Below are 21,667 nucleotides of genomic sequence, written 5' to 3'. Positions count from 1 at the left end.
GATTGAGAAAAATGTATACAGCTACGACCGAAGTATAGCTAAAATATATTTTAACTGAAGATTATAGATTAATTGAATTGAAAAGTCTGCAGACGAAGATAGATTCCGAGCTCTAGAACACCTTCACTGTGCATGGTAACAAAACTATTAGAGTTTGTCAAGTAATTTTTTATCGTAATTTTACGAACGTGCCATGCCAGTAATTATATCTAGTTAAATTTGTAAAGTAATACAGTGTTTTCGATAGTTATAAAAAAGCTGGATTTCAGTACTGGAGTAACATTTTGGAAATTGGGATGAAAAGAGGGAAAGTACTGGTTTGAAATTAAGTTTTCTGGATTCCGGTGCTGGAATGACAAGAGAGGAGCTCCAGGTACAGCTGTTACCTATAGAATGGCAGTACTAGAATGATAACAAACTGAATGACATATTTAATCTCTATACAGATGTACATCACGCACCGATTTCCATTCAAGGTAATGTCATTCCAGCATTGGAATCCAGTTAGATTTGCGAGTATAAAAGTAATACAACATTTTTGATGATGGAAGCCATTACTAGGATAACAAGAAAGGAAGTGCTGATTTCAGTGTTTATACGTTAGCCATGCATCTAAAAATTTATAAACAAAAGATTACACTTCACAACTTTGTGATGGAATAAGTTTTTCAATGCTGTTGACGCAAAACTCAGTTGTATTATTAGCTATTTCATCGAATTTATCATTTATATCCTTACCTATTTTTTCATCTTTAATATATTCATACAGAGCTAAAATAGCTATAGTTGAACATATTGCGATGAAACCAACTTTTGCTGTAATAAGTAATGATATCCCACCTGCAAGTATGGACACTGCTCCAATAGCTAGGTTTATAATTTTATTTTGTGTTGATTGATTCTCTTTATCCTCTAAAACGTTTGATATTGCTTTTGAGGCAATTTTTATTGCTATTGCTGTAGTTGAGATTATAACAAACATCATAGCTATTTTTGCTAAGAGAAAAATTGATGGTAGCATTATTACAAGAAACAGTGAAGCACCTCCTATAAATAACCATTTCTCATTTATTTTTTTAGACTGATCTGTATTATTAGGCATTGCAACCCTCCACTTTCATTAACAGTTTATTCATATAATATGAAACATGCGATAGTCAAGATGTTTTTGTGTGGAGAAGCTTGCGATTGAGTTTTGAAGAGCTTTAGCTTTACAAGATGGTAGATTTGGTGATTATCGTAAGATTCTTGCAGTCATTTTAGTGGGAAGAATTTGTAAAATATGAAAAAATAACCGCCAGAAAATTGGAAACGCTATAACTTTCTTTCCTTTAAATATACTTTTTAAAATATATGCTGCAGCTTTTTCTGGCTCCCATATGAAGGGAAGTGGTTTATTAGACTTAAACATATCTGTTTTTACTGGCCCTGGCATTATGGTGATAAACTTTGTGCTACTGTTAGAATATTGGATTTTTAGTGATTGAAAACAACTTTTTAGTGCTGCTTTGCTGGCACAGTATGCAGAAGCATGTGGTGTTGCATGCATAGCAACAAGAGAAGATATAACCGCAAAAGTTGCCAAGGAATTATGATGAATCCATTCTTCAATCCAGTTGATAACGCCAAAATAATTGGTTTCAAATGTTTTTCTATGAATGTTGGTATGAAACTTATCTTCTATTTCGCCACATCCTGCATTAAGAAAAAAGAGATTTGGTATAATATTTTGCTTTTTTAAAAAATCAGACGAGTTTTTAATATTTTCACTTTTGCTTACATCACATGTTATAGGTAAAAAATTACTACCTAATTCTTCTTTTAATTTTTCCAGTTTTTCAGTGCGCCTTGCAATGCCAACCACAAACCATCCATCTTTAATGAGCAACCGTGCTAGACTTTCTCCAATGCCAGATGATGCTCCTGTAATGAGACAAGTTTTTCTATCCATGTGAATTTACATAACGTGAAGTATGAATGTAATGACTATTGCCTATTCACACAAGTTAAGTTTGCTATAATTTTGCTAAATAATAAAAAAAGAAAGCTACTTATAATTTTGAATTTTATATAAACTTAAAGGGAAATTTAGTATTTGCTTACTTGTAATTTAAAATTCTTATATAATATTTTAAATGAGTTGAGAGAATTAAATGCAGGATGCAGCTTTAGTTTTACAAGATGGCAAGTACTTTTTGGGAAAATCGGTAGGTAAAAGAGGCAAATGTATAGGTGAAGTTTGTTTTACCACTGGTATGACAGGTTATCAGCATACTATAACAGATCCTTCTTTTGCTGATCAAATAATAGCGTTCACTTTTCCTCATATTGGTAATGTTGGAATAAATCACAAAGATAATGAAGGAGAAAAAGTTTTTGCAAGTGGTGTGGTTATGCGTGAACTTTCTCCTATGTCTCACTCTTCTTCATATATTAGTTTAAATGATTGGTTGGAGAAAAATAATGTAGTTGGGATATCGGGAATTGATACTAGAGCTTTGACGAGATATTTGAGAAAACATGGATCTCAAAATGGAATGATATGTCCGTCAAGTGAGGCACATATATTAGATGAATTGAAGAAATACAAATCTGTAAATGGAATAGAAATAACTAAGAAAGTCAGTTTAAGTAATAACTTTCAAAGCGTTCTTAATGCAAAATATAGGGTTGTAATTGTTGATTTCGGTATAAAAAATAGTATAATCTCACGCTTAGTAGAACTTGATTGTACGGTTGAATTAGTCAAACCAGATACAGGTTTTGCTCACAAAATATTAAGCATGAATCCAGATGGTATAGTGCTTTCAAATGGCCCTGGTGATCCACAAGAGATAGGAGAGAGTGTAATTTCAGAAATAGAAATTATTGTGAAATCTAAAATACCAGCTTTTGGCATATGCCTGGGCCATCAATTACTTGCAGTTACTTTGGGAGCAAAGACTGTCAAGATGGATATTGGTCATCGAGGGAGTAATCATCCAGTTTATGATCTGGAGAGTAAAAAAGTTGAGATAACTAGCCAAAATCATGGTTTTGTTGTTGATTCAGCTTCTCTTCCAAGTAACGTTGAAGTTACTCATATTTCTCTATTTGATAATAGTGTAGAGGGGATAATGATGAAGGATTACCCAGTCTTTTCTACTCAATACCATCCAGAAGAAGCGCCAGGTACACATGATTCACATTACTTATTTGGGCGTTTTATTGACAATATTTTGTTATATAAAAGTAAAATCTAACTGAAATCAGTTAGATTAGCTTTTATTACTTGATCTTTTGGATTTGGATGTTTAATATTAGGAATAATAAAACTTAAGTTAAGGTAGTGTTCTCTTAACAGATTTTTGTGGAGGAGTGACCGAGTGGTTAAAGGTAACAGACTGTAAATCTGTCCGCATTGCGTACGTAGGTTCGAATCCTACCTCCTCCATTGTGCGGGTATAGCTCAATGGTAGAGCTCTAGCCTTCCAAGCTAGTGACGTGGGTTCGATTCCCACTATCCGCTCTTTTTTTGTTGTATTTATATAAAATCAACATATTATTTATTGATGTATTTGTATTTTAGGTAGAAGAGTTAAAATTATGACAGCGATAGTAGAAGCATTTGGAAAGCCGCATGTAAACGTGGGAACGATAGGACATGTGGATCATGGGAAGACAACGTTAACAGCGGCGATAACAAAGCATTATGGTAATTTTGTAGCATATGATCAAATAGATAAAGCGCCAGAAGAGAGAAAGAGAGGTATAACAATAGCAACAGCGCATGTTGAATATCAAACAGAAAAGAGACACTATGCACACGTTGATTGCCCTGGACATGCTGATTATGTAAAGAATATGATAGTAGGTGCAGCACAGATGGATGCAGCGATATTGGTAGTGTCAGGGGTTGATGGGCCGATGCCACAAACGAGAGAGCATATATTGCTGGCAAAACAGGTGGGTGTTGGATATATCGTGGTATATATAAATAAAGCTGATGTTGCTGATGCTGATATGATAGATTTGGTAGAAATGGAAGTGAGAGAGTTGCTGAGTAAGTATGGATTTCCAGGTGATGAAGTGCCTGTGATAGTTGGGTCTGCGTTAAAAGCATTAGAGGATGATAGTAGTGAGTATGGAAAGAAATCAATAGATAAATTGATGGAGAAGTTAGATGAGTATGTGGCAGTACCTCCAAGGCCTGTAGATTTGCCGTTTTTGTTGCCAATAGAAGATGTATTTTCAATATCGGGCCGAGGGACGGTAGTAACAGGAAGAATAGAGAAGGGGGAGATAAAGACAGGGGATGAGATAGAGATAATAGGTCTGAAAGCGACGCAAAAGACGATATGTACTGGTGTTGAGATGTTTAAGAAGTTGCTAGATAAGGGAAGTGCAGGACTCAATGTAGGAATACTACTAAGAGGAACAAAGAGAGAAGAAGTGGAGAGAGGGCAAGTATTGGCAAAACCAGGGACAATAACCCCGCATAAGAAATTTAATGCGGAGGTGTATATATTGAAGAAAGAAGAAGGAGGAAGGCATACACCATTTTTTGGAAATTATCAGCCACAGTTTTATTTAAGGACAACGGATGTAACTGGGAGCATAAAATTGCTAGATGGAAAGGAGATGGTAATGCCAGGGGACAATGTAAGTATAGAAGTGGAGTTGCAAGTACCAATAGCAATGGATAAAGGATTACGTTTTGCGATAAGAGAAGGTGGTAGAACTGTTGGTTCTGGCGTTGTTTCGGAAATTTTAGAATGAGTATAATAACTAAGATGAAGCAAGATATATATATTAGAATCAAAGCTTTCGATTGTTCTTTGTTGGAAAAGTGTATTCGCGAGTTTATTGATCAATTAAAGCAGTTTAATGCAGATTTATCTGGTCCGATTGCGTTGCCAAGAAAAGATTCTAAATTTACTGTTAATAGGTCTCCTCATGTTGATAAAAAATCTCGTGAGCAATTTGAAATGAGAATTTCTAAGCGGTTAATTATTGTACATAATCCTACTTCTACTATGATGAAGATGCTTGCAGATTTATCTTTTTCTGCTGGTGTAGAAGTGGATTTAAAGGTTAAGGAAGTTAATATTTAGGAAAAGGAAATGAAGAGAATAAATTCGCTTAGGAGAATTGGTTTGTTAATGACGAATGTTGGCCATACTGCTATGTATTTTGATAATAGTCGCATGGCTGTAACCTTATTGCATCTCAGCGAAACTTATATTATCGATATAAAAGGACAAGATAAATGTGGCTACAATTCAGTCATTTTAGGCACAGGAGATTTAAAAAAAATAGCAAAACCTCAGTTGGAATATTTAAAGAAAAAGGGTATAAATAGTAAATGTAAATTATACGAAAGTAGATTAACTGATCTATTCGGAATAGAATGTGGTAAAAAGGTGGGGGTTAATCATTTTGTAGTTGGTCAATATCTTGACATTACGGGTTATTCTTTAGGTAAAGGGTTTGCTGGTGTGATGAAGCGGCATAACTTCAGTGGGCTTAGGGCATCTCATGGCGTTTCTATTGCTCATAGATCACAAGGTTCTACTGGTCAATGTCAAGATCCTGGTAGAGTATTCAAGGGGAAGAAAATGGCTGGTCATTTAGGTAATAGCAGAGTAACTGTACAGAATATGAAAATATTATCCATTGATTATGAAAATAGCATAATTGCTGTAAAGGGTAATAATGTTCCTGGGTTTAAAAACTCTTATGTTTTTGTGAGAGATGCAGTTAAAAAGCCTTTACATAAAGATGTTCCTTTTCCAGCAGGTCTGCTGTTGAATATGAGTGATGATGCTAATAATTTGGTGAGTTAGTTATGGAATGTGAATTAGTTGATCTATCTAATAATAATGTAGGTAGTGTTGAGCTTAATCCCTTGATATTTTCTGCCAAGCAAAAATTGAGTATTTTGCATGATATAGTGAGATGGCAATTAGCAAAGAGAAGAGTTGGTGCTCATAAAACAAAGGGTATCAGTGATGTTTCTGGTACAACAGCTAAGCCGTATGGTCAAAAACGTACCGGTAGGGCGAGACAGGGGAGCTTGCGATCTCCTCAGTTTAGAGGTGGTGGGATTATTTTTGGTCCTGTTGTGAGGAGTCATGCTTATTCTCTTAATAAAAAAGTACGTAAATTTGGTTTGAAAATTGCTTTATCTCTAAAATATTTAAATAATCAAGTTATTGTTCTTGATAGTTTGAATGTTGATGTGAAGAAAACATCTAAAATGTGTGAATATATTAAAAATTTTAAATTTTCTTCTTTTTTAATAGTTGGTGATTATGGAGATGATTTGTTACGTGCTGCTAAAAATTTGCATTATGTAGATTTAATCAAACCTATTGGGTTAAATGTTTTTGATATATTGAATCATGAATGCGTGATGTTAACAAAAGACACTTTAAAGCATCTTGAAGGTAGATTGTTATGATTAAATATAATAATATAATAAAATCTCCTGTAATCACAGAAAAGGCTTCTCTTTTAAGAGAGAAGTTTAATAAATACTCTTTGTATGTTTTTGTAAATGTAAATAAGCGTCAAATAAAATCGGCAATAGAGTCTTTATTTAATGTCAGAATTTCTTCTATAAATGTTATTAGAGTTAAACCTAAATATAGACGTTTCAGGGGTGTGGTTGGTTGTAAAAAACAGAGAAAAAAGGTTTATTTTTCTTTGATAGATGGTCAAAAATTAGATATAATGAGCGTTTAATATGGGTATGAAATTTTTTAATCCTGTTACTCCGTCTTCTCGTGGGACTATATTAATAAGTAAAATTGGTTTATCAAAAGATAAGCCGGAGAAGTCTCTTGTATTTGGTAAGAAATCCAGTGGTGGAAGAAATAATCATGGTAGAATTACAACTCGTCACAGGGGTGGTGGTCACAAGAAGAAGTATAGAGTTATAGATTTTAAACGTAACAGAAGTGATCAAGGTATAGTTGAGAAAATAGAGTATGATCCAAATAGAAGTGGGTTTTTAGCATTAATATCATATAAGGAAGATGATATTAAATCTTATATATTAGCTCCTCAAGGTATGAAGCCTGGTGATGTTGTGACAGCTGGAGATGATGCTGATATTTTGCCAGGGAATTGTTTACTACTCAAGCATATACCTGTTGGTTCTTTCGTTCATAATGTTGAGCTGAAGCCAGGTAATGGTGCTGCGATTGCTAGAGCTGCTGGTTGTTATGCACAAATCGTTGGTCGTGATGGCCAATATGTTTTATTACGACTCAGGTCTGGTCAAATTAGGTTGATTTTATCTTCTTGCAAGGCTACTATTGGTGTAGTATCTAACCCTGACCATAAGAATAGAAAGTTGGGTAAAGCTGGGAGAAGTAGGTGGCTTGGGATTAGACCTACTGTACGTGGAGTTGCAATGAATCCGGTTGACCATCCTCATGGAGGTGGAGAGGGAAAAACTTCTGGCGGTCGTCATCCTGTTACTCCTTGGGGTGTTGCAACAAAAGGAAACAAAACTAGGAAAAAAAATAAATCTAGTGATAAGTATATAAAAAAATTGAAAGGTTAATTTATGAGTAGATCTGTATGGAAACCACCTTTTTTACACCCATCTGTACTAAGATTAGTTCAGAGAGCTTTAAAAGAGGGTTCTATTAATAAGGTGATAAAAATTCATTCCAGGGCTTCTGTAATTCTTCCTAATTGTTTGGGTTTAAAATTTGCTGTTTATAATGGTAAAGATTACATTCCTGTTAGTGTTGATAATCAGAATATGATAGGTCATAAATTCGGTGAATTTTCACCTACTCGTAAATTTACTGGGCATGGTGGTGATAAAAAGGCAACAAGAAGGTAGGCAATTGATATGAAAAATAGGGATATAATAGTTGAGGCTGGTTCTAAGGTTTTAAGATCAACTCCTCGCAAATTAAATTTGGTTGCTGATTTAGTGCGTAATAAAAAAGTTTCTTTTGCTAATGTACAATTAAGATTTTGTGAAAAAAAGGCTGCCGGTTTTATAATGAAGGTGTTGAATTCTGCAATTGCTAATGCTCAAAATAATTATGGATTGAACGTTGATAATTTATATATAAAGGAAATTTTAATAGGTAAGTCACTTACTTTGCGTAGAGTATATCCAAAAGCTATGGGTAGGGCTAATAGAATGAGCAAATTTTATAGTAATATAACTATAAAATTGAAAGAAATTGTATGATTTATAGAAATGGAAAATTAATAAGGAAAGTGTAAAAATATGGGACAGAAGGTTAATCCTAAAGTATTTAGATTGCAAATAAATAGTAATACCTGGGATTCTGTTTGGTGTGCTACGGACGATTATAAACAGAAATTGCATCAAGATCTATTTATTCGCAGTTATATAAATGCATCCTTTAAGCATGCTGGTATTTCTAAAGTAACTGTAGAGCGTACAGTTACTTTAGTGTCTGTAATAATACATTCTTCTAAACCTGGGGTTATAATAGGTAAGAAAGGTTTGGATGTTGAGAAGATAAAGCAAAAAATAGCTAAAAAAGTAGAAAGTAGTGTCGAAGTGAATGTAGTAGGAGTTAAAAAGTCTGAAATAGATGCAGTTTTAATATCAAGGAGTATTACACATCAGCTAGAAAAAAGGATTTCATGTAGAAGGGCGATGAAAAAAGCTATTCAAAATTGTTTGAAGATGGGTGCTGAGGGTATTAAAGTAAGTTGCTCTGGGCGTCTTGGCGGAGCTGAAATAGCTCGTACTGAATGGTACAAAGAAGGTCGTTTGCCTTTACACACTTTGCGTGCTAATATAGATTATGCTTTTTGTGAAGCGAAGACTATATGTGGTATTATAGGAGTTAAAGTTTGGGTTTATGTTGGTAGTTAAGGTATATTGAAATGTTTGTTCCCAAAAAGAGTAAATATAAAAAGGTATTTAAGGGGAGAATTAAGGGTAATGCTAAGGGTGGTAGCACGCTGTCTTTTGGAGATTATGGATTAAAAGCTATGGAAGTAGGTAAGGTTCAGTCTAAGCATATTGAAACTGCAAGGCGCGTAATATCTAGAACGTTAAAACGCTCTGGTAAAGTGTGGATAAGAATTTTTCCTGATACCCCGGTTAGTAAAAAGCCAGCAGATGTACGTATGGGTAAAGGGAAAGGTAGTGTTGAATTTTGGGTATTTAAAGCTAAGCCCGGTAGGGTTTTGTTTGAAATTAGTAGTGATGTTCCCATGCATTTAGCAAGATTGGCGCTTGAAAAAGCGACTGCTAAGCTTCCTATGAAGTGTAAATTTATATCTAATCATAATTGAATGGAGTTGCAATGGATATAGTTAAATTTGAATCAGAATCTTCACAAGGATTACATGAACTTCTTGTGAATTTGAGGAAAGAATTTGTTAATTTGGCTTTTCAAAAAAAGCTGGGCCAGTGCAACAATTTTTCGCGTTTTAGCTTAATAAGAAAGAGCATAGCTCGTAGTCTAACTGTATTAAATAGAAGAAAGAGAGAGGGAAAAAATGCCTAAGAAGGTTTTTTGTGGTGTCGTAACTAATGCTGAGTCTGATAAGACTGTAAAGGTTTCGGTGTTACAAGTGTATAAGGATAGGCTGTATAAAAAAGTTATTAAAAAATACAAGAAGTATACAGCACATGATGAGAATAATAGTTGCAAAAAGGGAGATAGGGTTTTAATACAGGAACATAAGCCTATTTCTGTTACTAAAAAATGGGTTGTTATCAATAGCTAAAAAGGAATAGGTATTTATATGATTCAAAAAAATACATTGTTAGAAGTAGCTGATAATTCTGGTGCGCGTGCAGTGCTTTGTATTGGCTTGTTAGGTGGTAGGAAATCTGCATCTGTAGGTGATACGATTATTATATCTACTAAGTCTATTAACCCAAAAGGTAAAGTTGAAAAAGGAAAAGTATATAAAGCGGTTGTTGTTAGAGTAAAAAATAGTGTTAAGAAATCTGATGGTTCTGTAATTCGTTTTTCTAGCAATGCTGTGGTTTTAATTAATGATCAAGGTGAACCACTTGGCACTCGGGTGTTTGGTCCAGTAAAAAAGTTGTTATCTGGTTCTTTTATGAAAATAATGTCATTAGCTGATGAGGTTTTATAATGAGTGCTAAAATAAAAAGTGGTGATGATATTATAGTTTTAACTGGTAAAGATAAGAGAAAAATTGGTAAGGTAATCAAAGTTATAATACGTGATGCTAAAAAGAAAGTAGTTGTTTCTGGCGTAAATGTGTGTAAGAGACATACTAAACCAAGAGCTGGTAGTGGTGGTGGTATATTGAATAAAGAGTTAGCTATTGATGTATCCAATGTTGCAATATTGGATCCTAAGTGTAAAACTCCAACTAAAGTAGGATTTAAGATTATAGATGGTAGAAAAGTGCGTTTTGCAAAAGTTTCTGGAGAAGTGATAGATTAGGTTGATATGTTTAAACAATTGTATAAAGATAATATAGTAAAATCCTTAAAGGATAAGTTTAATTACAGCAATGTAATGCAAGTGCCTAAACTTGTCAAGGTGTGTATCAATATGGGCGTTGGAGATGCTGCTACGGACAATAAAGCGATAAATGAGCCATTTGATAATCTACATTTGATTGCTGGGCAAAAGCCTGTGTTAACCTTTGCAAAAAAATCTATTTCTGGTTTCAAAATTAGAAAAGGTGCAACTGTAGGTTGTAAAGTGACTTTGCGTAGAAATAAAATGTATGAATTCTTAGAAAGATTAATATATATTGCTTTGCCAAGGGAAAAAGATTTTAGAGGGTTTAGTGTGAAGCAATTTGATGGTCATGGTAATTTTTCCCTTGGTATCAAGGAGCATATATCATTTTTAGAAATAGACTATGATAAAATAAGTAAAATTAGAGGTATGGATATTAATATTATAACAAGTGCAGTTAGTGATAAGGAAGCAAAGGAATTATTACTGGCTCTTAAATTCCCTTTTTTTGATAATTGAGAGAAAATATATATGGCAAAAAAATCCATGATACAGAAGAATCTTCGTAGAATAAAGTTATGCGATCAATATAGGGAGAGAAGGGAAGAATTAAAATCTATAATGAATAATAAGGATTTATCTATTGCAAAAAGGTTTGCAGCTCAAAGTAAGCTGATTAAAAAATTGCCTAGAGATTCTTCTAAAATCAGAATTAGGAATAGATGCGCTTTAACTGGTAGGCCGAGAGGAGTATATAGAAAATTTGGTTTATGTAGGATTGTTTTACGTGATTTGTGTTCTTTTGGACAAGTTCCAGGGGTTACAAAATCTAGTTGGTAAATGTGATATAAGGAGTGTAATAGTGTCGTTATCTGATGGTATTGGTGATTTTTTAACAAGAATACGTAATGCTCAATTGGCAATGCATAGGGAAACAAGAGTCCTATTCTCTAAAGTGAATTCTTCTATATTGAAGATCTTAAAAGAGGAAGGGTATGTTCTTAATTATGAAAAGCAAGAGAGTGATAGTATCCCTTCGCTTGTTGTGCAGTTGAAGTATTATGATAAATCACCTGTGATTAATGATATAGCTAGGGTATCAAAGCCCGGTTGTCGTTATTATTCTAAGTGTAAGGACATTTCTAAAGCATATAATGGTCTTGGAATTTTTATTATATCTACACCGAAAGGAGTGATGACCGATTATAATGCACGTAGATTAAAAGTTGGTGGAGAAGTTTTGTGTCGTGTATTTTAAATGATAGGAGAAATGTATGTCTCGTATAGGTGCCGCACCTATCAATATTCCTGCTGATCTTTCAGTTGAATATAATGATGGTAGGGTATTAATAAGAAGTGTTAGGGCAGAAAAAGAGCTGAACTTGTGTAGTGGCATTCTGTGTCAGATAGTTGATAATCAATTGTTACTTTCTGTTGATCAAGGCAGGGATGATTATGATAAAATAAAATCTATATGGGGCACTTATAGAAGTAATATTAATAACATGATTAACGGTATGGTTAATGATTTTTCTGTTGATCTTGAGATTAATGGTGTGGGGTATAAAGCAGAATGTGATGATAAGTATTTGACTTTATATCTTGGTTATAGTCATAATATTAAGTATAAAGTGCCTAAAGACGTTGAGATTAAGTGTATAAAGCCAACTCATTTAGTGATTCGCGGTATGGATAAGCAAAAAGTCTATATGGTGGCTTCTGATATATGCAAAATTAGAAAATATGATCCTTATAAAGGTAAGGGTATTGTAATAAAAGGCAAATTTATGCTGCGTAAGGTTGTAAATAAAAAGAAGTAATTAAAATGAAAAGATTGTATAATTTTTTAAGTAGCTATGAAAAAAGGAAACTTCGTAATAGAGCGAAGCTCGATAAGAGCGCTGGACGTTTACGTATATCCGTATTTAAGTCTAATAAACATTTTTACGTTCAGTTGATTAACGATGCAAAAGGAATAACCCTAGCTTCTGCTTCTACTTTGGATGATAAAATTAGGAATGTATGTAAAGGTAGGGTCAATGCTGAAACTATAAAACAGGTTTCTTCTTTATTGATTGAGCGTCTGCCTAGTACAAAATTGCAGCAGCGGTTCGTCTTTGATCGGGGAGCATATAAGTATACAGGATTGATTTCTCAATTTGCTGAGGCTTTAAGAAGCTCTGGATTTAAATTTTAGAAGGTTTTAAATATGGCTGTAAAGAATTTACAAAATAATAATGATTTATCAGAACTTTTGGTTTCAGTGCGAAGGGTAACAACGGTTACTAAAGGTGGTAGAAGATTTTCATTTTCAACTTTGGTTGTTGTTGGTGATGGTAAGGGTAGGGTAGGATGTGGAATAGGTAAACACGCAGAGGTTGCTGAAGCAAGAGTGAAAGCTGTAAATGCTGCAAAGAAGTCGATGATTAGGGTGTACTTACGTGAAGGTAGAACTTTACATCATGATATTAAAGCTAAATTTTGTTCTGGTGAGATAGTTTTAAGAGCTGCAAGAACTGGAACAGGTATTATTGCTGGTGGAGCAATGAGGTCGGTTTTTGAGGTATTAGGTATAAAGGATGTGGTAGCTAAGTCTACTAGATCAAATGATCCCCATAATATTATATGTGCAGTATTTAAGGCTTTTGATGTTATGTTATCTCCTCGCCAAGTGGCAGGTAAGAGGGGTAAAAAGATTAGTGAGATAGTTGGAAATAGGTAAAGTATGAATGATGCTGTAAAATTAAATTCTGTGTTTACCAAATTATCTAAGAAAAAGAAGCCTAAATTATTAGGTAGAGGTATTGGTTGTGGTAAAGGTAAAACATCTGGTAGGGGGCATAAAGGGCAAAAAGCGAGAAGTGGCGTTTCTATAAATGGTTTTGAAGGTGGACAGCAGTCTATATATACTCGTTTACCTAAAAGAGGTTTTAAGCCTATACGCAAAAACTTATACTCTATATTTAATGTTGGTGATGTACAGTGCTTAATGGAAGCTAAAAAAATAGTCAAGGATTCTATCATAGATAAGGAGCTACTGCATAAATTAGGTTTTATCAGATCTGTTAAAAGTAAAATCAAACTTCTTAATAAGGGTAAATTAAGCGAAAAATTTGTGTTTCATGTTGATTTTGCATCAGAAGCTGCAAAAAGATCTGTAGCTTCAGTTGGTGGTAGTGTAGAAATACTATCGTAAATCATGAGCAGTAAATTTGCATTTAATAGTTTGGATTCTACGTTGTTATATAAAAGTGATTTACTAAAGCGTATATTTTTTACGCTAATGGCTTTAGTTTGTTATCGTTTAGGCACTTATGTTCCTATTCCTGGAGTTAATCTTGATATAATCAATGATATATTTCCAAAAGAGAGTTCTGGTGTTTTTGGAGTATTTAATTTATTTTCTGGTGGCGCTTTAGCTAGAATGACGATCTTGGCGTTAAACGTTATGCCATACATAGTTGCATCCATAGTTATGCAATTATTATCTTCTGCCGTTAAAGGAATCAATGAAATTAAAAATGAAGGAGAGTTAGGACGTCGAAAGATGAACTCTTATATACGCTATATGACTATAGTGTTTTGTATCTTTCAATCAATTACGATCTTAATAGGGTTAGAAAGAATGAATAGGGAAGGGGTATTAGTTGTAGTTGAACCTGGTATTATGTTTCGTACTATAGGTGTCTTTAGCCTTTTAGGTGGAACTATATTTTTAATATGGCTTGGTGAGCGGATCAGTGTGAGCGGTATAGGCAATGGTATCTCATTAATCATTTTTACTGGCATAACATCTGAATTACATAATGCTTTATCATCTCTGCTAACATTAAATAAAAATGGTAGTATGTCGTTTTTCATTACCCTTTTTGTTATAGCATTGTTTTTTTTACTGCTCCTTTTAGTCATTTTTACAGAATCTTCTTATAGAAAGGTAATTGTTCAATATCCCAAAAAACAGTTTAAAAAATTACATAATGATGATTTTACTTACATTCCATTGAAGATCAATTTATCTGGTGTAATACCAACTATTTTTGCTAACGCAATTCTATTAACGCCTATTTCAATTGCAAATTTCTATAAAGGTCATGCCATTGCTGATTTTATTTTAAACTACTTTATGGCAAATAAAGTGATGTACATTATAACTTACTTAATACTCATAGTACTTTTTAATTTTTTCTATACCAATTTTATATTTAATCCAGAGGAAAATGCTGATTTTCTTAGGAAAAATGGTGGTTTTATTCCTGGTAGAGGGCCTGGAAAACATACTTCTGATTATCTTCAAGATATAGTTTTTAAATTAACATTTATTGGGTCTGCGTATTTGGTGGTAATATGTACTATACCTGAAATTATGAGGTATCATTATGATATACCATTTATTTTTGGTGGGACGAGCTTGCTGATTATAGTTAACGTTATTACTGATACTATTATGCAAGTACAATCTTATGTTTTTTCAAATAGGTACGATAGTTGGATAAAGAAATATGAGTCTAAAACAAGGAGACTAAAGTGATTATTACAATTTTTGGTCCTCCTGGCTCTGGTAAGGGTACTCAGTCCAGTTTGTTAATAGCAAAGTATAATTTTAAATTAGTTTCAGTAGGAGATTTATTAAGGAATATTATATCTAGTGGGAGTAAATTAGGTAAAGGAATAAAGGATACTGTTGAATCTGGTAATTTAATTCAAGATGAAGTTATATGTAAATTATTGTGTGACCAGCTTGCATTAATAGATGGTGATTTTTTGTTAGATGGTTTTCCAAGAAATTTAAATCAAGCTCATTTTTTAACTCAAGTTTTGCAAAAAAGATGCAATAGGGATGTTGATCTTGTAATTGAGTTGCAGCTTGACGATAATATTGCAATTGATAGATTAAAAGATCGTCTTACTTGTTTGGATTGTAAAAGTATATATAGTATATCTTCTTTTAAGAATACTACTTGTGCTAAATGTAAAAGTACGAGATTGGAGAAGAGAATTGATGATGCTAATATGCTTGCAATTAATAAGAGGATAAGAGAATATCATTCTCAGATAGAGGGTTTGCGCGAGTATTATAAGGACAAGTTGTTAACAATTAACGCTAATTTGAGTGTTGATAGAGTAATGCAAGAGATTGAAAGTAAAATTTCTTGTAATTTGATTTGACTATAAGTTGTTTTATGGTATAAATTAAGAGTTATTATTAATAAAGTATCGAGGTATCAGTGGCACGTATTGCAGGCATAAATGTTCCGGTGAAGAAGTGTATTCCTTTTGCATTAACTTATATACATGGTATAGGTATTACTACTGCGAATATAATTTGTCGTAGCTGTAAAATTGATGAGCGTAAGCGTGTTTCAGAATTACAAGATGAAGATATAGAGAAAATTAGTAATTTTATTAGGCAAAAATATGTCATAGAGGGTGAGCTCAGAAAAAAAGTGGCTATGGATATAAAATCTTTAATGGAAATCGGTTGCTATAGAGGATTAAGGCATAGAAAAGGTTTGCCTGTGAGGGGACAAAGAACCCATACTAATGCTAAAACTCGTAAAGGCAGATCTAAATTGCCTATTGCTGGAAAAAAATAAAATTTGTTATTATCGTGAGTTTTTATGAAAAAAGTTAAAACGGTTGGTAAGAATACAAAAAGGTTTATTACTGGTATTGTCCATATTCGTGCAACTTTTAATAATACTTTTGTAAATGTGACTGATGTTTGTGGTAATACGCTTTACCAGACTTCTGTTGGTGCATGTGGTTTTTCTGGTTCGAGAAAATCCACACCTTGTGCTGCAGGTAAGGTTGCCGATTCTGCTGCGAAGAAAGTAATAGAGAGATTTGGTATGAAGGTTGTTTCTGTAATAATTCGTGGTCCTGGTTTTGGTGCAGAAGCTGCAGTTAAAGCACTTAGGAATTGTGGATTGACTGTCACTTCAATTGCAGATAAAACGGCGATACCTCATAATGGGTGTAGACTAAGGAAAAAAAGAAGAGTATAGGATATTTGGAAGGTTTTTGTATGTATTATAGTGATAATGTCTCTTTCTGTGGAAATTTAGATAGATTAACTAAGCCTAATGCGATTAAGGTAATATCAGGTGATTCAAGTAAAAAAGGTGATATAGTTCTAGAACCTTTGGAAAGTGGTTTTGCTTTAACGTTGGGTCATGCATTAAGGCGTGTAATGTTGTCTTCTCTTCGCGGTAGTGCTGTTTATGGAATAAAAATTGAAGGCGTGAATCATGAATTTACTTCGATCCAAGGAGTTAGGGAAGACATAACTGATATAGCATTAAATATGGGCATGTTGAGATGTAAGTTAAATAACACGTCTAATAAGTGCTTAAATTTGAGCGCTAAAGGGCCTTGTCAAGTATTAGCTGGAATGATAGAAACTGATGACCAATGCTCTATTGTTAATAAAGATTTGGTGATATGTACACTAGGTCAAGATGTGGAGCTTAACATTACTATATATGTTGCTAGCGGAAAAGGTTATCTTCCTGTAAATAAATATAAAGAAAATGAATTTTTAAAGCTTATGAATGAACAAGATTTAATTGGTTTTATTCCAGTTAATGCTTTATATAGTCCTGTCGAGAGGGTTTCGTATAGAGTAGAGAATAGTCGTGTTGGTCAAGTTACTGATAAAGATAAGCTAATATTGTCAATTGAAACTGATGGTACAATCTCTCCAAGTCAAGCTGTTGACTATGCTGCAAGAATATTACAGGAGCAATTTCAGCCTTTTATTAGTTCTGATATGAGTTATAAAAAATCGCAGGTTTCTTTGTCTAGTGGTGCTAAAGATTTGGGCTATGATCCTGTTCTATTGCGTAAAGTAGATGAAATGGAATTATCTGTTAGATCTCATAACTGTCTGAAAAATGAAAATATCACTTATATAGGTGATCTTGTGCAAAAGACGGAAGTTGAAATGTTAAGAACTGCTAATTTTGGCCGAAAGTCTTTGAATGAAATCAAGGCAATTTTAAATAATTCAGGTTTGTCTTTGGGTATGAATATACCAAATTGGCCGCCTAAGGATATAGATGAACTGGCTAAACAACATACTGATGAGGATTAGGTAGTATATGAAACATGGAATAAAGAAAAATAAACTGTCTCGTTGTACCGAGCATAGGTTATCAATGTTAAAGAATCTATCTATCTCATTAATTAATCATGAGCAGATTGTAACTACTTTACCAAAGGCTAAAGCACTTCGTCCATATGTGGAAAAGTTTATTACAATTGCTAAGAATAACGATTCTTTACATGGTAGAAGGCTTTTGCTTTCACGTCTTCATAATAGTAAGTTAGTAGTTGATAAATTATTAAGCGTTCTAGCTAATCGTTATCAAGACCGTAAAGGTGGATATTCTAGAATAATAAAATTTGGTACTCGAAAGGGTGATTGCGCTCCAATGGCAGTGATAGAGCTAGTTGATAGAGATATTTCAGCAAAAGGTGAGATTTATAGTAAAAATAAAAAAGGAAGCAAAGTAGTTACACAAAGCTAATTATTCTTTTTATGGTAAGTAGGTTACGCTATTTTGTAGGTTACTTTGGAGAATTGTTAGTTTCGATATATTTAAAGCTGAAATTCTATAATGTTATAAAACGTCGCTTCCGTTGTAAGTTGGGTGAAATTGACTTAATTGTATCTAAAAAAAGGGAGCTGATTTTTATAGAAGTTAAAACAAGTTTATTTGGAAAAGAAGTACCGATATCTCATTTTCAGTGTCAGTCTATTATAAATTCTTCTAAATATTTCTTAAGTAAAAATCTTGATTTTTTAGATTATTCAGTCAGATATGATTTATGTTTTCTTTCCTTAAGGAGAAGACCTATTTATATAAAAAATGCTTGGATTGAACAATGGTAGCTAAAATAATTTAGATTTACTAGAACAGGTAATTGAATATGAAAAACAATAATTTAGTTTCATCTTATGCTAGAGCACTGTTTCATGTCTCAGGAAGCAGATTAGGTATTATAAGAAAAGAAGTAGAATTTTTGTTAGCTTTTTTTAAAGATCAAGATGTTTTTGTGTATCTATCTCATCCTATGGTTTCTCTTTTGCACAAAAAAGAAGCGATACTTTCTATAAAGGAGAACTTGAGTGAAAACTTAGTCAAATTTATTATGGTTACACTTGCAAACAAGCGCTCCCGTTTATTAATCCTTATATTAGAAAAATTCTTAAATCTTGTAAGGGAAAGTGAAAATGAATTGGAAATTACTATAAAATCAGCAGAGATTTTAAAGAAACCTGATATAAAAATAATTACTGAATCTTTGAACTTTCTTGGTAAAATAATAAAAGTCAGTCATGTGGTTGATCCTTCTATACTAGGTGGCTTTGTAGTTAGGTATGGTTTTAACTTGATTGATGCTTCGCTTAAGAGTTATTTGGATAGATTGGTTGATTTGAGTAAAATGGAAATGTTGAAAATAAGGAATTGTATATGAAGAATAGCATAAATGCCTCTGAAGTAGTAAACATAATAAAAGAGAAGGTTGAGACATTTGATAATCCTATAAAACGAGAAAATATAGGTGAAGTAATTTCAGTAACGGATGGTATCACATTGGTCTATGGGCTGGAAAAAGCAAAGTTTGGTGAAAAGGTATCTTTTGCAAGCGGTGTAGAAGGAATAGTTCTTGATTTAGATCATGATACAGCTGGAATAGTTGTGCTTGGCAATGACCGTGATGTAAAAGAAGGGGACGTTGTAAAATGTAGTGGTGATGTTGTACAGGTGCCTGTAGGTCATGAATTATTAGGGAGAGTTGTAAATGCATTAGGCGATCCTATAGACGATGGCGGAGAAATTAGAGCCAAGAACAAAATGTATATAGAATCTAAAGCGCCAGGTATTATTGACCGTAAATCTGTGCATGAACCTCTGCAGACAGGAATTAAAATTATAGATTTGTTGATTCCTATAGGTAGAGGGCAACGTGAATTAATTATTGGCGATAGACAAATTGGTAAAACCACTATTGCGATTGATACTATTATCAATCAGAAGAAGATTAATGATGAGGTAAACGAAAATCAAAAAATTTACTGTGTTTATGTTGCTATTGGACAAAAAATTTCGACAGTAGCAAAAGTGGTGAATAAGCTAAAAGAAAGTGGAGCATTAGAGTATACAACCGTAGTTGTGGCTAGCGCATCTGACTGCGCGCCTATGCAATTTTTAGCACCTTATACCGGTTGCACTATTGGAGAATTTTTCCGTGATAATGGAATGCATTGCTTGGTGGTATATGATGATTTATCTAAGCATGCTGTGGCATATAGGCAGATGTCCTTATTGCTCAGACGTCCTCCTGGTCGTGAAGCTTATCCTGGAGATATATTCTATGTACACTCTCGCTTGCTTGAAAGAGCTGCCAAAATGTCTGATGAAAAAGGACAGGGATCTTTGACTGCTTTGCCGATTATTGAGACTCAGGCTGGTGATGTATCTGCATATGTTCCAACTAATGTGATTTCAATTACCGATGGACAAATTTTTCTTGAGTCTGAATTGTTTCACAAAGGATTTCGCCCTGCAGTGAATATAGGTTTATCGGTTTCTCGGGTTGGCTCTGCTGCACAATTGAAATCTGTGAAAAAAGTTGCTGGTTCTATAAAGCTGAGTTTGGCCCAATATAGAGAACTGGAAGACTTTGCTAAATTTGGTTCTGATCTTGATGCTACTGTTCAATTGTCCTTAAACAAAGGTAAATACCTTATTGAATTATTAAAGCAAAAACAGTATTCACCTATGCAAATAGAAGAGCAAGTATTGCTTATGTATATCTTTTCTAATCTGTATGGTCAATTAAATAAGGTACAGGTGAGCAACATCAATAGGTTCGAGTGTGATCTTATCAATTATTTTCAAACTGTTCACCCTGGAGTTTTAAAAAAGTTGTCAGGTGACATGAATGATGATATAAAAGATGATATTCTTGGTATTGTGAGTGATTTTGTCACTCAATTTAATTGCGTTTAGGCGGTGATTATGACTTCATCCATTGTTAACAAGTTTCCTATTACAAGGGAAGGTTTTGAGAGTATGCAAGTCGAACTTGAGAAATTAAAGGAAGAAAAACCTTCTATCATACAGGCTATTTCTGATGCTCGTGATCAAGGCGATTTATCTGAAAATGCAGAATATCATGCAGCACGGGAAAGATTAAGTTTTATTGAAGGCCGCATAATTGAGGTAGAGAGTAAACTTTCACATGCAGAAGTGATAGAAGTAAAAAATTTGTCTGGTGATACAGTAATGTTTGGTGCAACTGTTACGGTAAGCATGCTCGGTGATGATAACAGTGAAATAGAATATGTTTATAAGATTGTAGGTGGGTATGAAGCTGATGCTTCAAAGCAGTTGATCTCTACGGATTCACCACTCGGTAGTGCTTTAATTGGCAAAAAAGTTGGTGAGTATGTGGAAGTGATAGTGCCAAATGGAGAGAAATTGTATAAAATAGTTAAGATTGAGTTTAAGTAAATCATGGTACAAGTAACTTATCCTTCAATTAGTCTACCCGGTATTTCTTCTGTGGAAGATGTATTAAGGGATGCTAGTTCTGGTAAATTATTCATTTTAGTTGACGATGAAAACAGAGAGAATGAAGGTGATCTGATTGTATTAGCTGAGAAATTAGAGCCAGAACATGTGGCTTTTATGGTTAGATACGGTACAGGGATTGTTTGTTTAGCAATGACTAAAGTTCACATGAAAAGGTTAGGCCTTAGTTTCATGGAAAAAAAAAATGTTGGTGAAAATCATACTGCTTTTACTACATCAATTGATGCACGTTATGGTATTACTACGGGTGTTTCAGCTGAGGATAGAACAAAAACTATACATGTTGCTATTGATAAAAATAGAACTCAGGATGACATTATAACTCCCGGTCATATTTTTCCTGTGATTGCACATGAGGGTGGAGTAGAGCAACGTGCTGGTCATACTGAAGCAAGTGTTGAGATAGCTAAGTTAGTGGGATGTAATCATTCTGCAGTTATTTGTGAATTAGTGAATGATGATGGCTCTATGATGCGCTTACCCCAGTTGCTTGAATTTGCTGAACAACATAATATTAAGTTAACTACCATTGATAAACTTATCAGTTACGTTCAAAATTTAAACTAGCGTTTATAGATTCGTATAGTTTAAGTGTTAAAATATAAAATTCCTCAAAGTTAT

The 21,667-nt window shown here is 33.6% G+C and carries 35 protein-coding genes and 2 tRNA genes; 35 read left to right on the top strand and 2 right to left on the bottom strand.

Features of this window, described 5'->3' with window-relative positions:
• Positions 1-634: 634 nt before the first annotated feature.
• Positions 635-1,102 (bottom strand): hypothetical protein, encoded by a 468-nt coding sequence (locus ACQH21_RS06830; RefSeq protein ID WP_010407187.1) that lies wholly within the window; start codon positions 1,100-1,102, stop codon positions 635-637.
• A 132-nt stretch (positions 1,103-1,234) separates the two neighbouring features.
• The gene (locus ACQH21_RS06825) at positions 1,235-1,951 is read right to left on the bottom strand and encodes an SDR family NAD(P)-dependent oxidoreductase (RefSeq protein ID WP_374699762.1); all 717 of its coding nucleotides are present in this window, start codon (positions 1,949-1,951) and stop codon (positions 1,235-1,237) included.
• Positions 1,952-2,153: 202 nt separating this feature from the next.
• Here ACQH21_RS06825 and carA point away from each other — a divergent pair, with 202 nt between their 5' ends.
• The 35 genes from carA (at position 2,154) to ribB (ending at position 21,613) form a co-directional block, all read left to right on the top strand.
• Positions 2,154-3,242 carry a glutamine-hydrolyzing carbamoyl-phosphate synthase small subunit gene (gene carA / locus ACQH21_RS06820; RefSeq protein WP_425384122.1) on the top strand — a complete coding sequence of 363 codons (1,089 nt, stop codon included), beginning with the start codon at positions 2,154-2,156 and terminating at the stop codon, positions 3,240-3,242.
• A 109-nt stretch (positions 3,243-3,351) separates the two neighbouring features.
• A tRNA-Tyr gene (locus ACQH21_RS06815) sits at positions 3,352-3,433 on the top strand.
• A gap of 4 nt (positions 3,434-3,437) precedes the next feature.
• Positions 3,438-3,508: transfer RNA gene (locus tag ACQH21_RS06810), tRNA-Gly, on the top strand.
• A 77-nt stretch (positions 3,509-3,585) separates the two neighbouring features.
• The gene (tuf, locus tag ACQH21_RS06805; RefSeq protein WP_425384121.1) at positions 3,586-4,758 is read left to right on the top strand and encodes an elongation factor Tu; all 1,173 of its coding nucleotides are present in this window, start codon (positions 3,586-3,588) and stop codon (positions 4,756-4,758) included.
• A 14-nt stretch (positions 4,759-4,772) separates the two neighbouring features.
• Positions 4,773-5,093, top strand: coding sequence for a 30S ribosomal protein S10 (rpsJ, locus tag ACQH21_RS06800; RefSeq protein WP_012482004.1), 321 nt, complete (start codon positions 4,773-4,775; stop codon positions 5,091-5,093).
• Between the two features lie 9 nt (positions 5,094-5,102).
• Positions 5,103-5,825 carry a 50S ribosomal protein L3 gene (rplC, locus tag ACQH21_RS06795; protein WP_029237662.1) on the top strand — a complete coding sequence of 241 codons (723 nt, stop codon included), beginning with the start codon at positions 5,103-5,105 and terminating at the stop codon, positions 5,823-5,825.
• 2 nt (positions 5,826-5,827) lie between these two features.
• A complete protein-coding gene (rplD, locus tag ACQH21_RS06790) occupies positions 5,828-6,442 on the top strand; it encodes a 50S ribosomal protein L4 (protein WP_006012216.1) in 615 nt (204 codons plus the stop codon).
• Positions 6,439-6,726: a 50S ribosomal protein L23 gene (locus tag ACQH21_RS06785; protein ID WP_010404680.1), complete on the top strand. Its 288-nt coding sequence runs from the start codon at positions 6,439-6,441 to the stop codon at positions 6,724-6,726. The genes rplD and ACQH21_RS06785 overlap by 4 nt, the downstream gene beginning before the upstream one ends.
• 1 nt (position 6,727) lies before the next feature.
• Entirely contained in the window at positions 6,728-7,552 is an 825-nt protein-coding gene (rplB, locus tag ACQH21_RS06780) for a 50S ribosomal protein L2 (protein WP_139686901.1), read from the top strand.
• A gap of 3 nt (positions 7,553-7,555) precedes the next feature.
• Positions 7,556-7,840 carry a 30S ribosomal protein S19 gene (rpsS, locus tag ACQH21_RS06775; protein ID WP_010404687.1) on the top strand — a complete coding sequence of 95 codons (285 nt, stop codon included), beginning with the start codon at positions 7,556-7,558 and terminating at the stop codon, positions 7,838-7,840.
• 9 nt (positions 7,841-7,849) lie between these two features.
• Complete coding sequence (gene rplV / locus ACQH21_RS06770; protein WP_007302537.1) at positions 7,850-8,200, top strand: 50S ribosomal protein L22; 351 nt, start codon at positions 7,850-7,852, stop codon at positions 8,198-8,200.
• A 39-nt stretch (positions 8,201-8,239) separates the two neighbouring features.
• Positions 8,240-8,860 carry a 30S ribosomal protein S3 gene (gene rpsC, locus ACQH21_RS06765; RefSeq protein ID WP_425384120.1) on the top strand — a complete coding sequence of 207 codons (621 nt, stop codon included), beginning with the start codon at positions 8,240-8,242 and terminating at the stop codon, positions 8,858-8,860.
• 11 nt (positions 8,861-8,871) lie between these two features.
• The gene (gene rplP / locus ACQH21_RS06760) at positions 8,872-9,285 is read left to right on the top strand and encodes a 50S ribosomal protein L16 (RefSeq protein WP_006012233.1); all 414 of its coding nucleotides are present in this window, start codon (positions 8,872-8,874) and stop codon (positions 9,283-9,285) included.
• Between the two features lie 11 nt (positions 9,286-9,296).
• The gene (gene rpmC, locus ACQH21_RS06755) at positions 9,297-9,500 is read left to right on the top strand and encodes a 50S ribosomal protein L29 (protein WP_007302540.1); all 204 of its coding nucleotides are present in this window, start codon (positions 9,297-9,299) and stop codon (positions 9,498-9,500) included.
• Positions 9,493-9,723: a 30S ribosomal protein S17 gene (gene rpsQ / locus ACQH21_RS06750; RefSeq protein WP_010404696.1), complete on the top strand. Its 231-nt coding sequence runs from the start codon at positions 9,493-9,495 to the stop codon at positions 9,721-9,723. The genes rpmC and rpsQ overlap by 8 nt, the downstream gene beginning before the upstream one ends.
• An 18-nt stretch (positions 9,724-9,741) precedes the next feature.
• Positions 9,742-10,101 carry a 50S ribosomal protein L14 gene (gene rplN, locus ACQH21_RS06745; protein WP_007302542.1) on the top strand — a complete coding sequence of 120 codons (360 nt, stop codon included), beginning with the start codon at positions 9,742-9,744 and terminating at the stop codon, positions 10,099-10,101.
• Positions 10,101-10,418 carry a 50S ribosomal protein L24 gene (rplX, locus tag ACQH21_RS06740; RefSeq protein WP_010404700.1) on the top strand — a complete coding sequence of 106 codons (318 nt, stop codon included), beginning with the start codon at positions 10,101-10,103 and terminating at the stop codon, positions 10,416-10,418. The genes rplN and rplX overlap by 1 nt, the downstream gene beginning before the upstream one ends.
• A 6-nt stretch (positions 10,419-10,424) precedes the next feature.
• Positions 10,425-10,961 (top strand): 50S ribosomal protein L5, encoded by a 537-nt coding sequence (gene rplE, locus ACQH21_RS06735; protein ID WP_010404703.1) that lies wholly within the window; start codon positions 10,425-10,427, stop codon positions 10,959-10,961.
• A gap of 12 nt (positions 10,962-10,973) precedes the next feature.
• A complete protein-coding gene (rpsN, locus tag ACQH21_RS06730; RefSeq protein ID WP_007302545.1) occupies positions 10,974-11,282 on the top strand; it encodes a 30S ribosomal protein S14 in 309 nt (102 codons plus the stop codon).
• Between the two features lie 22 nt (positions 11,283-11,304).
• Complete coding sequence (rpsH, locus tag ACQH21_RS06725; RefSeq protein WP_425384119.1) at positions 11,305-11,700, top strand: 30S ribosomal protein S8; 396 nt, start codon at positions 11,305-11,307, stop codon at positions 11,698-11,700.
• Between the two features lie 16 nt (positions 11,701-11,716).
• The gene (gene rplF / locus ACQH21_RS06720; protein WP_010404706.1) at positions 11,717-12,262 is read left to right on the top strand and encodes a 50S ribosomal protein L6; all 546 of its coding nucleotides are present in this window, start codon (positions 11,717-11,719) and stop codon (positions 12,260-12,262) included.
• A 5-nt stretch (positions 12,263-12,267) separates the two neighbouring features.
• A complete protein-coding gene (rplR, locus tag ACQH21_RS06715) occupies positions 12,268-12,639 on the top strand; it encodes a 50S ribosomal protein L18 (RefSeq protein WP_052265059.1) in 372 nt (123 codons plus the stop codon).
• 12 nt (positions 12,640-12,651) lie between these two features.
• Positions 12,652-13,164, top strand: a complete 513-nt coding sequence (gene rpsE, locus ACQH21_RS06710) for a 30S ribosomal protein S5 (RefSeq protein ID WP_010404712.1) — start codon at positions 12,652-12,654, stop codon at positions 13,162-13,164.
• Between the two features lie 3 nt (positions 13,165-13,167).
• Positions 13,168-13,638: a 50S ribosomal protein L15 gene (rplO, locus tag ACQH21_RS06705; protein ID WP_006012263.1), complete on the top strand. Its 471-nt coding sequence runs from the start codon at positions 13,168-13,170 to the stop codon at positions 13,636-13,638.
• Between the two features lie 3 nt (positions 13,639-13,641).
• Positions 13,642-14,970, top strand: coding sequence for a preprotein translocase subunit SecY (secY, locus tag ACQH21_RS06700; protein WP_010404717.1), 1,329 nt, complete (start codon positions 13,642-13,644; stop codon positions 14,968-14,970).
• Positions 14,967-15,608, top strand: a complete 642-nt coding sequence (locus ACQH21_RS06695) for an adenylate kinase family protein (protein ID WP_052265056.1) — start codon at positions 14,967-14,969, stop codon at positions 15,606-15,608. Before secY ends, ACQH21_RS06695 begins: the two co-directional genes overlap by 4 nt.
• A gap of 59 nt (positions 15,609-15,667) precedes the next feature.
• The gene (rpsM, locus tag ACQH21_RS06690; protein WP_425384118.1) at positions 15,668-16,036 is read left to right on the top strand and encodes a 30S ribosomal protein S13; all 369 of its coding nucleotides are present in this window, start codon (positions 15,668-15,670) and stop codon (positions 16,034-16,036) included.
• A 24-nt stretch (positions 16,037-16,060) separates the two neighbouring features.
• The gene (gene rpsK / locus ACQH21_RS06685) at positions 16,061-16,447 is read left to right on the top strand and encodes a 30S ribosomal protein S11 (protein ID WP_425384117.1); all 387 of its coding nucleotides are present in this window, start codon (positions 16,061-16,063) and stop codon (positions 16,445-16,447) included.
• Positions 16,448-16,467: 20 nt separating this feature from the next.
• Positions 16,468-17,535 (top strand): DNA-directed RNA polymerase subunit alpha, encoded by a 1,068-nt coding sequence (locus ACQH21_RS06680; protein WP_264375913.1) that lies wholly within the window; start codon positions 16,468-16,470, stop codon positions 17,533-17,535.
• A 7-nt stretch (positions 17,536-17,542) separates the two neighbouring features.
• Positions 17,543-17,971 (top strand): 50S ribosomal protein L17, encoded by a 429-nt coding sequence (rplQ, locus tag ACQH21_RS06675; protein WP_010404731.1) that lies wholly within the window; start codon positions 17,543-17,545, stop codon positions 17,969-17,971.
• Positions 17,972-17,982: 11 nt separating this feature from the next.
• The gene (locus ACQH21_RS06670) at positions 17,983-18,336 is read left to right on the top strand and encodes a YraN family protein (RefSeq protein WP_010404733.1); all 354 of its coding nucleotides are present in this window, start codon (positions 17,983-17,985) and stop codon (positions 18,334-18,336) included.
• Between the two features lie 38 nt (positions 18,337-18,374).
• Positions 18,375-18,923, top strand: coding sequence for an ATP synthase F1 subunit delta (gene atpH, locus ACQH21_RS06665; protein ID WP_064085599.1), 549 nt, complete (start codon positions 18,375-18,377; stop codon positions 18,921-18,923).
• Entirely contained in the window at positions 18,920-20,461 is a 1,542-nt protein-coding gene (gene atpA / locus ACQH21_RS06660) for a F0F1 ATP synthase subunit alpha (protein WP_007302558.1), read from the top strand. The genes atpH and atpA overlap by 4 nt, the downstream gene beginning before the upstream one ends.
• 9 nt (positions 20,462-20,470) lie before the next feature.
• Complete coding sequence (gene greA, locus ACQH21_RS06655) at positions 20,471-20,965, top strand: transcription elongation factor GreA (protein ID WP_007302559.1); 495 nt, start codon at positions 20,471-20,473, stop codon at positions 20,963-20,965.
• Between the two features lie 3 nt (positions 20,966-20,968).
• The gene (gene ribB / locus ACQH21_RS06650) at positions 20,969-21,613 is read left to right on the top strand and encodes a 3,4-dihydroxy-2-butanone-4-phosphate synthase (RefSeq protein ID WP_007302560.1); all 645 of its coding nucleotides are present in this window, start codon (positions 20,969-20,971) and stop codon (positions 21,611-21,613) included.
• Positions 21,614-21,667: the final 54 nt, after the last annotated feature.

It is taken from the genome of Wolbachia endosymbiont (group B) of Eupithecia inturbata, from assembly GCF_964030915.1.
Lineage (GTDB): Bacteria > Pseudomonadota > Alphaproteobacteria > Rickettsiales > Anaplasmataceae > Wolbachia.
The sequence above is the reverse complement of the archived record's forward strand: the minus strand, read 5'-3'. Positions and strand labels throughout refer to the sequence as shown.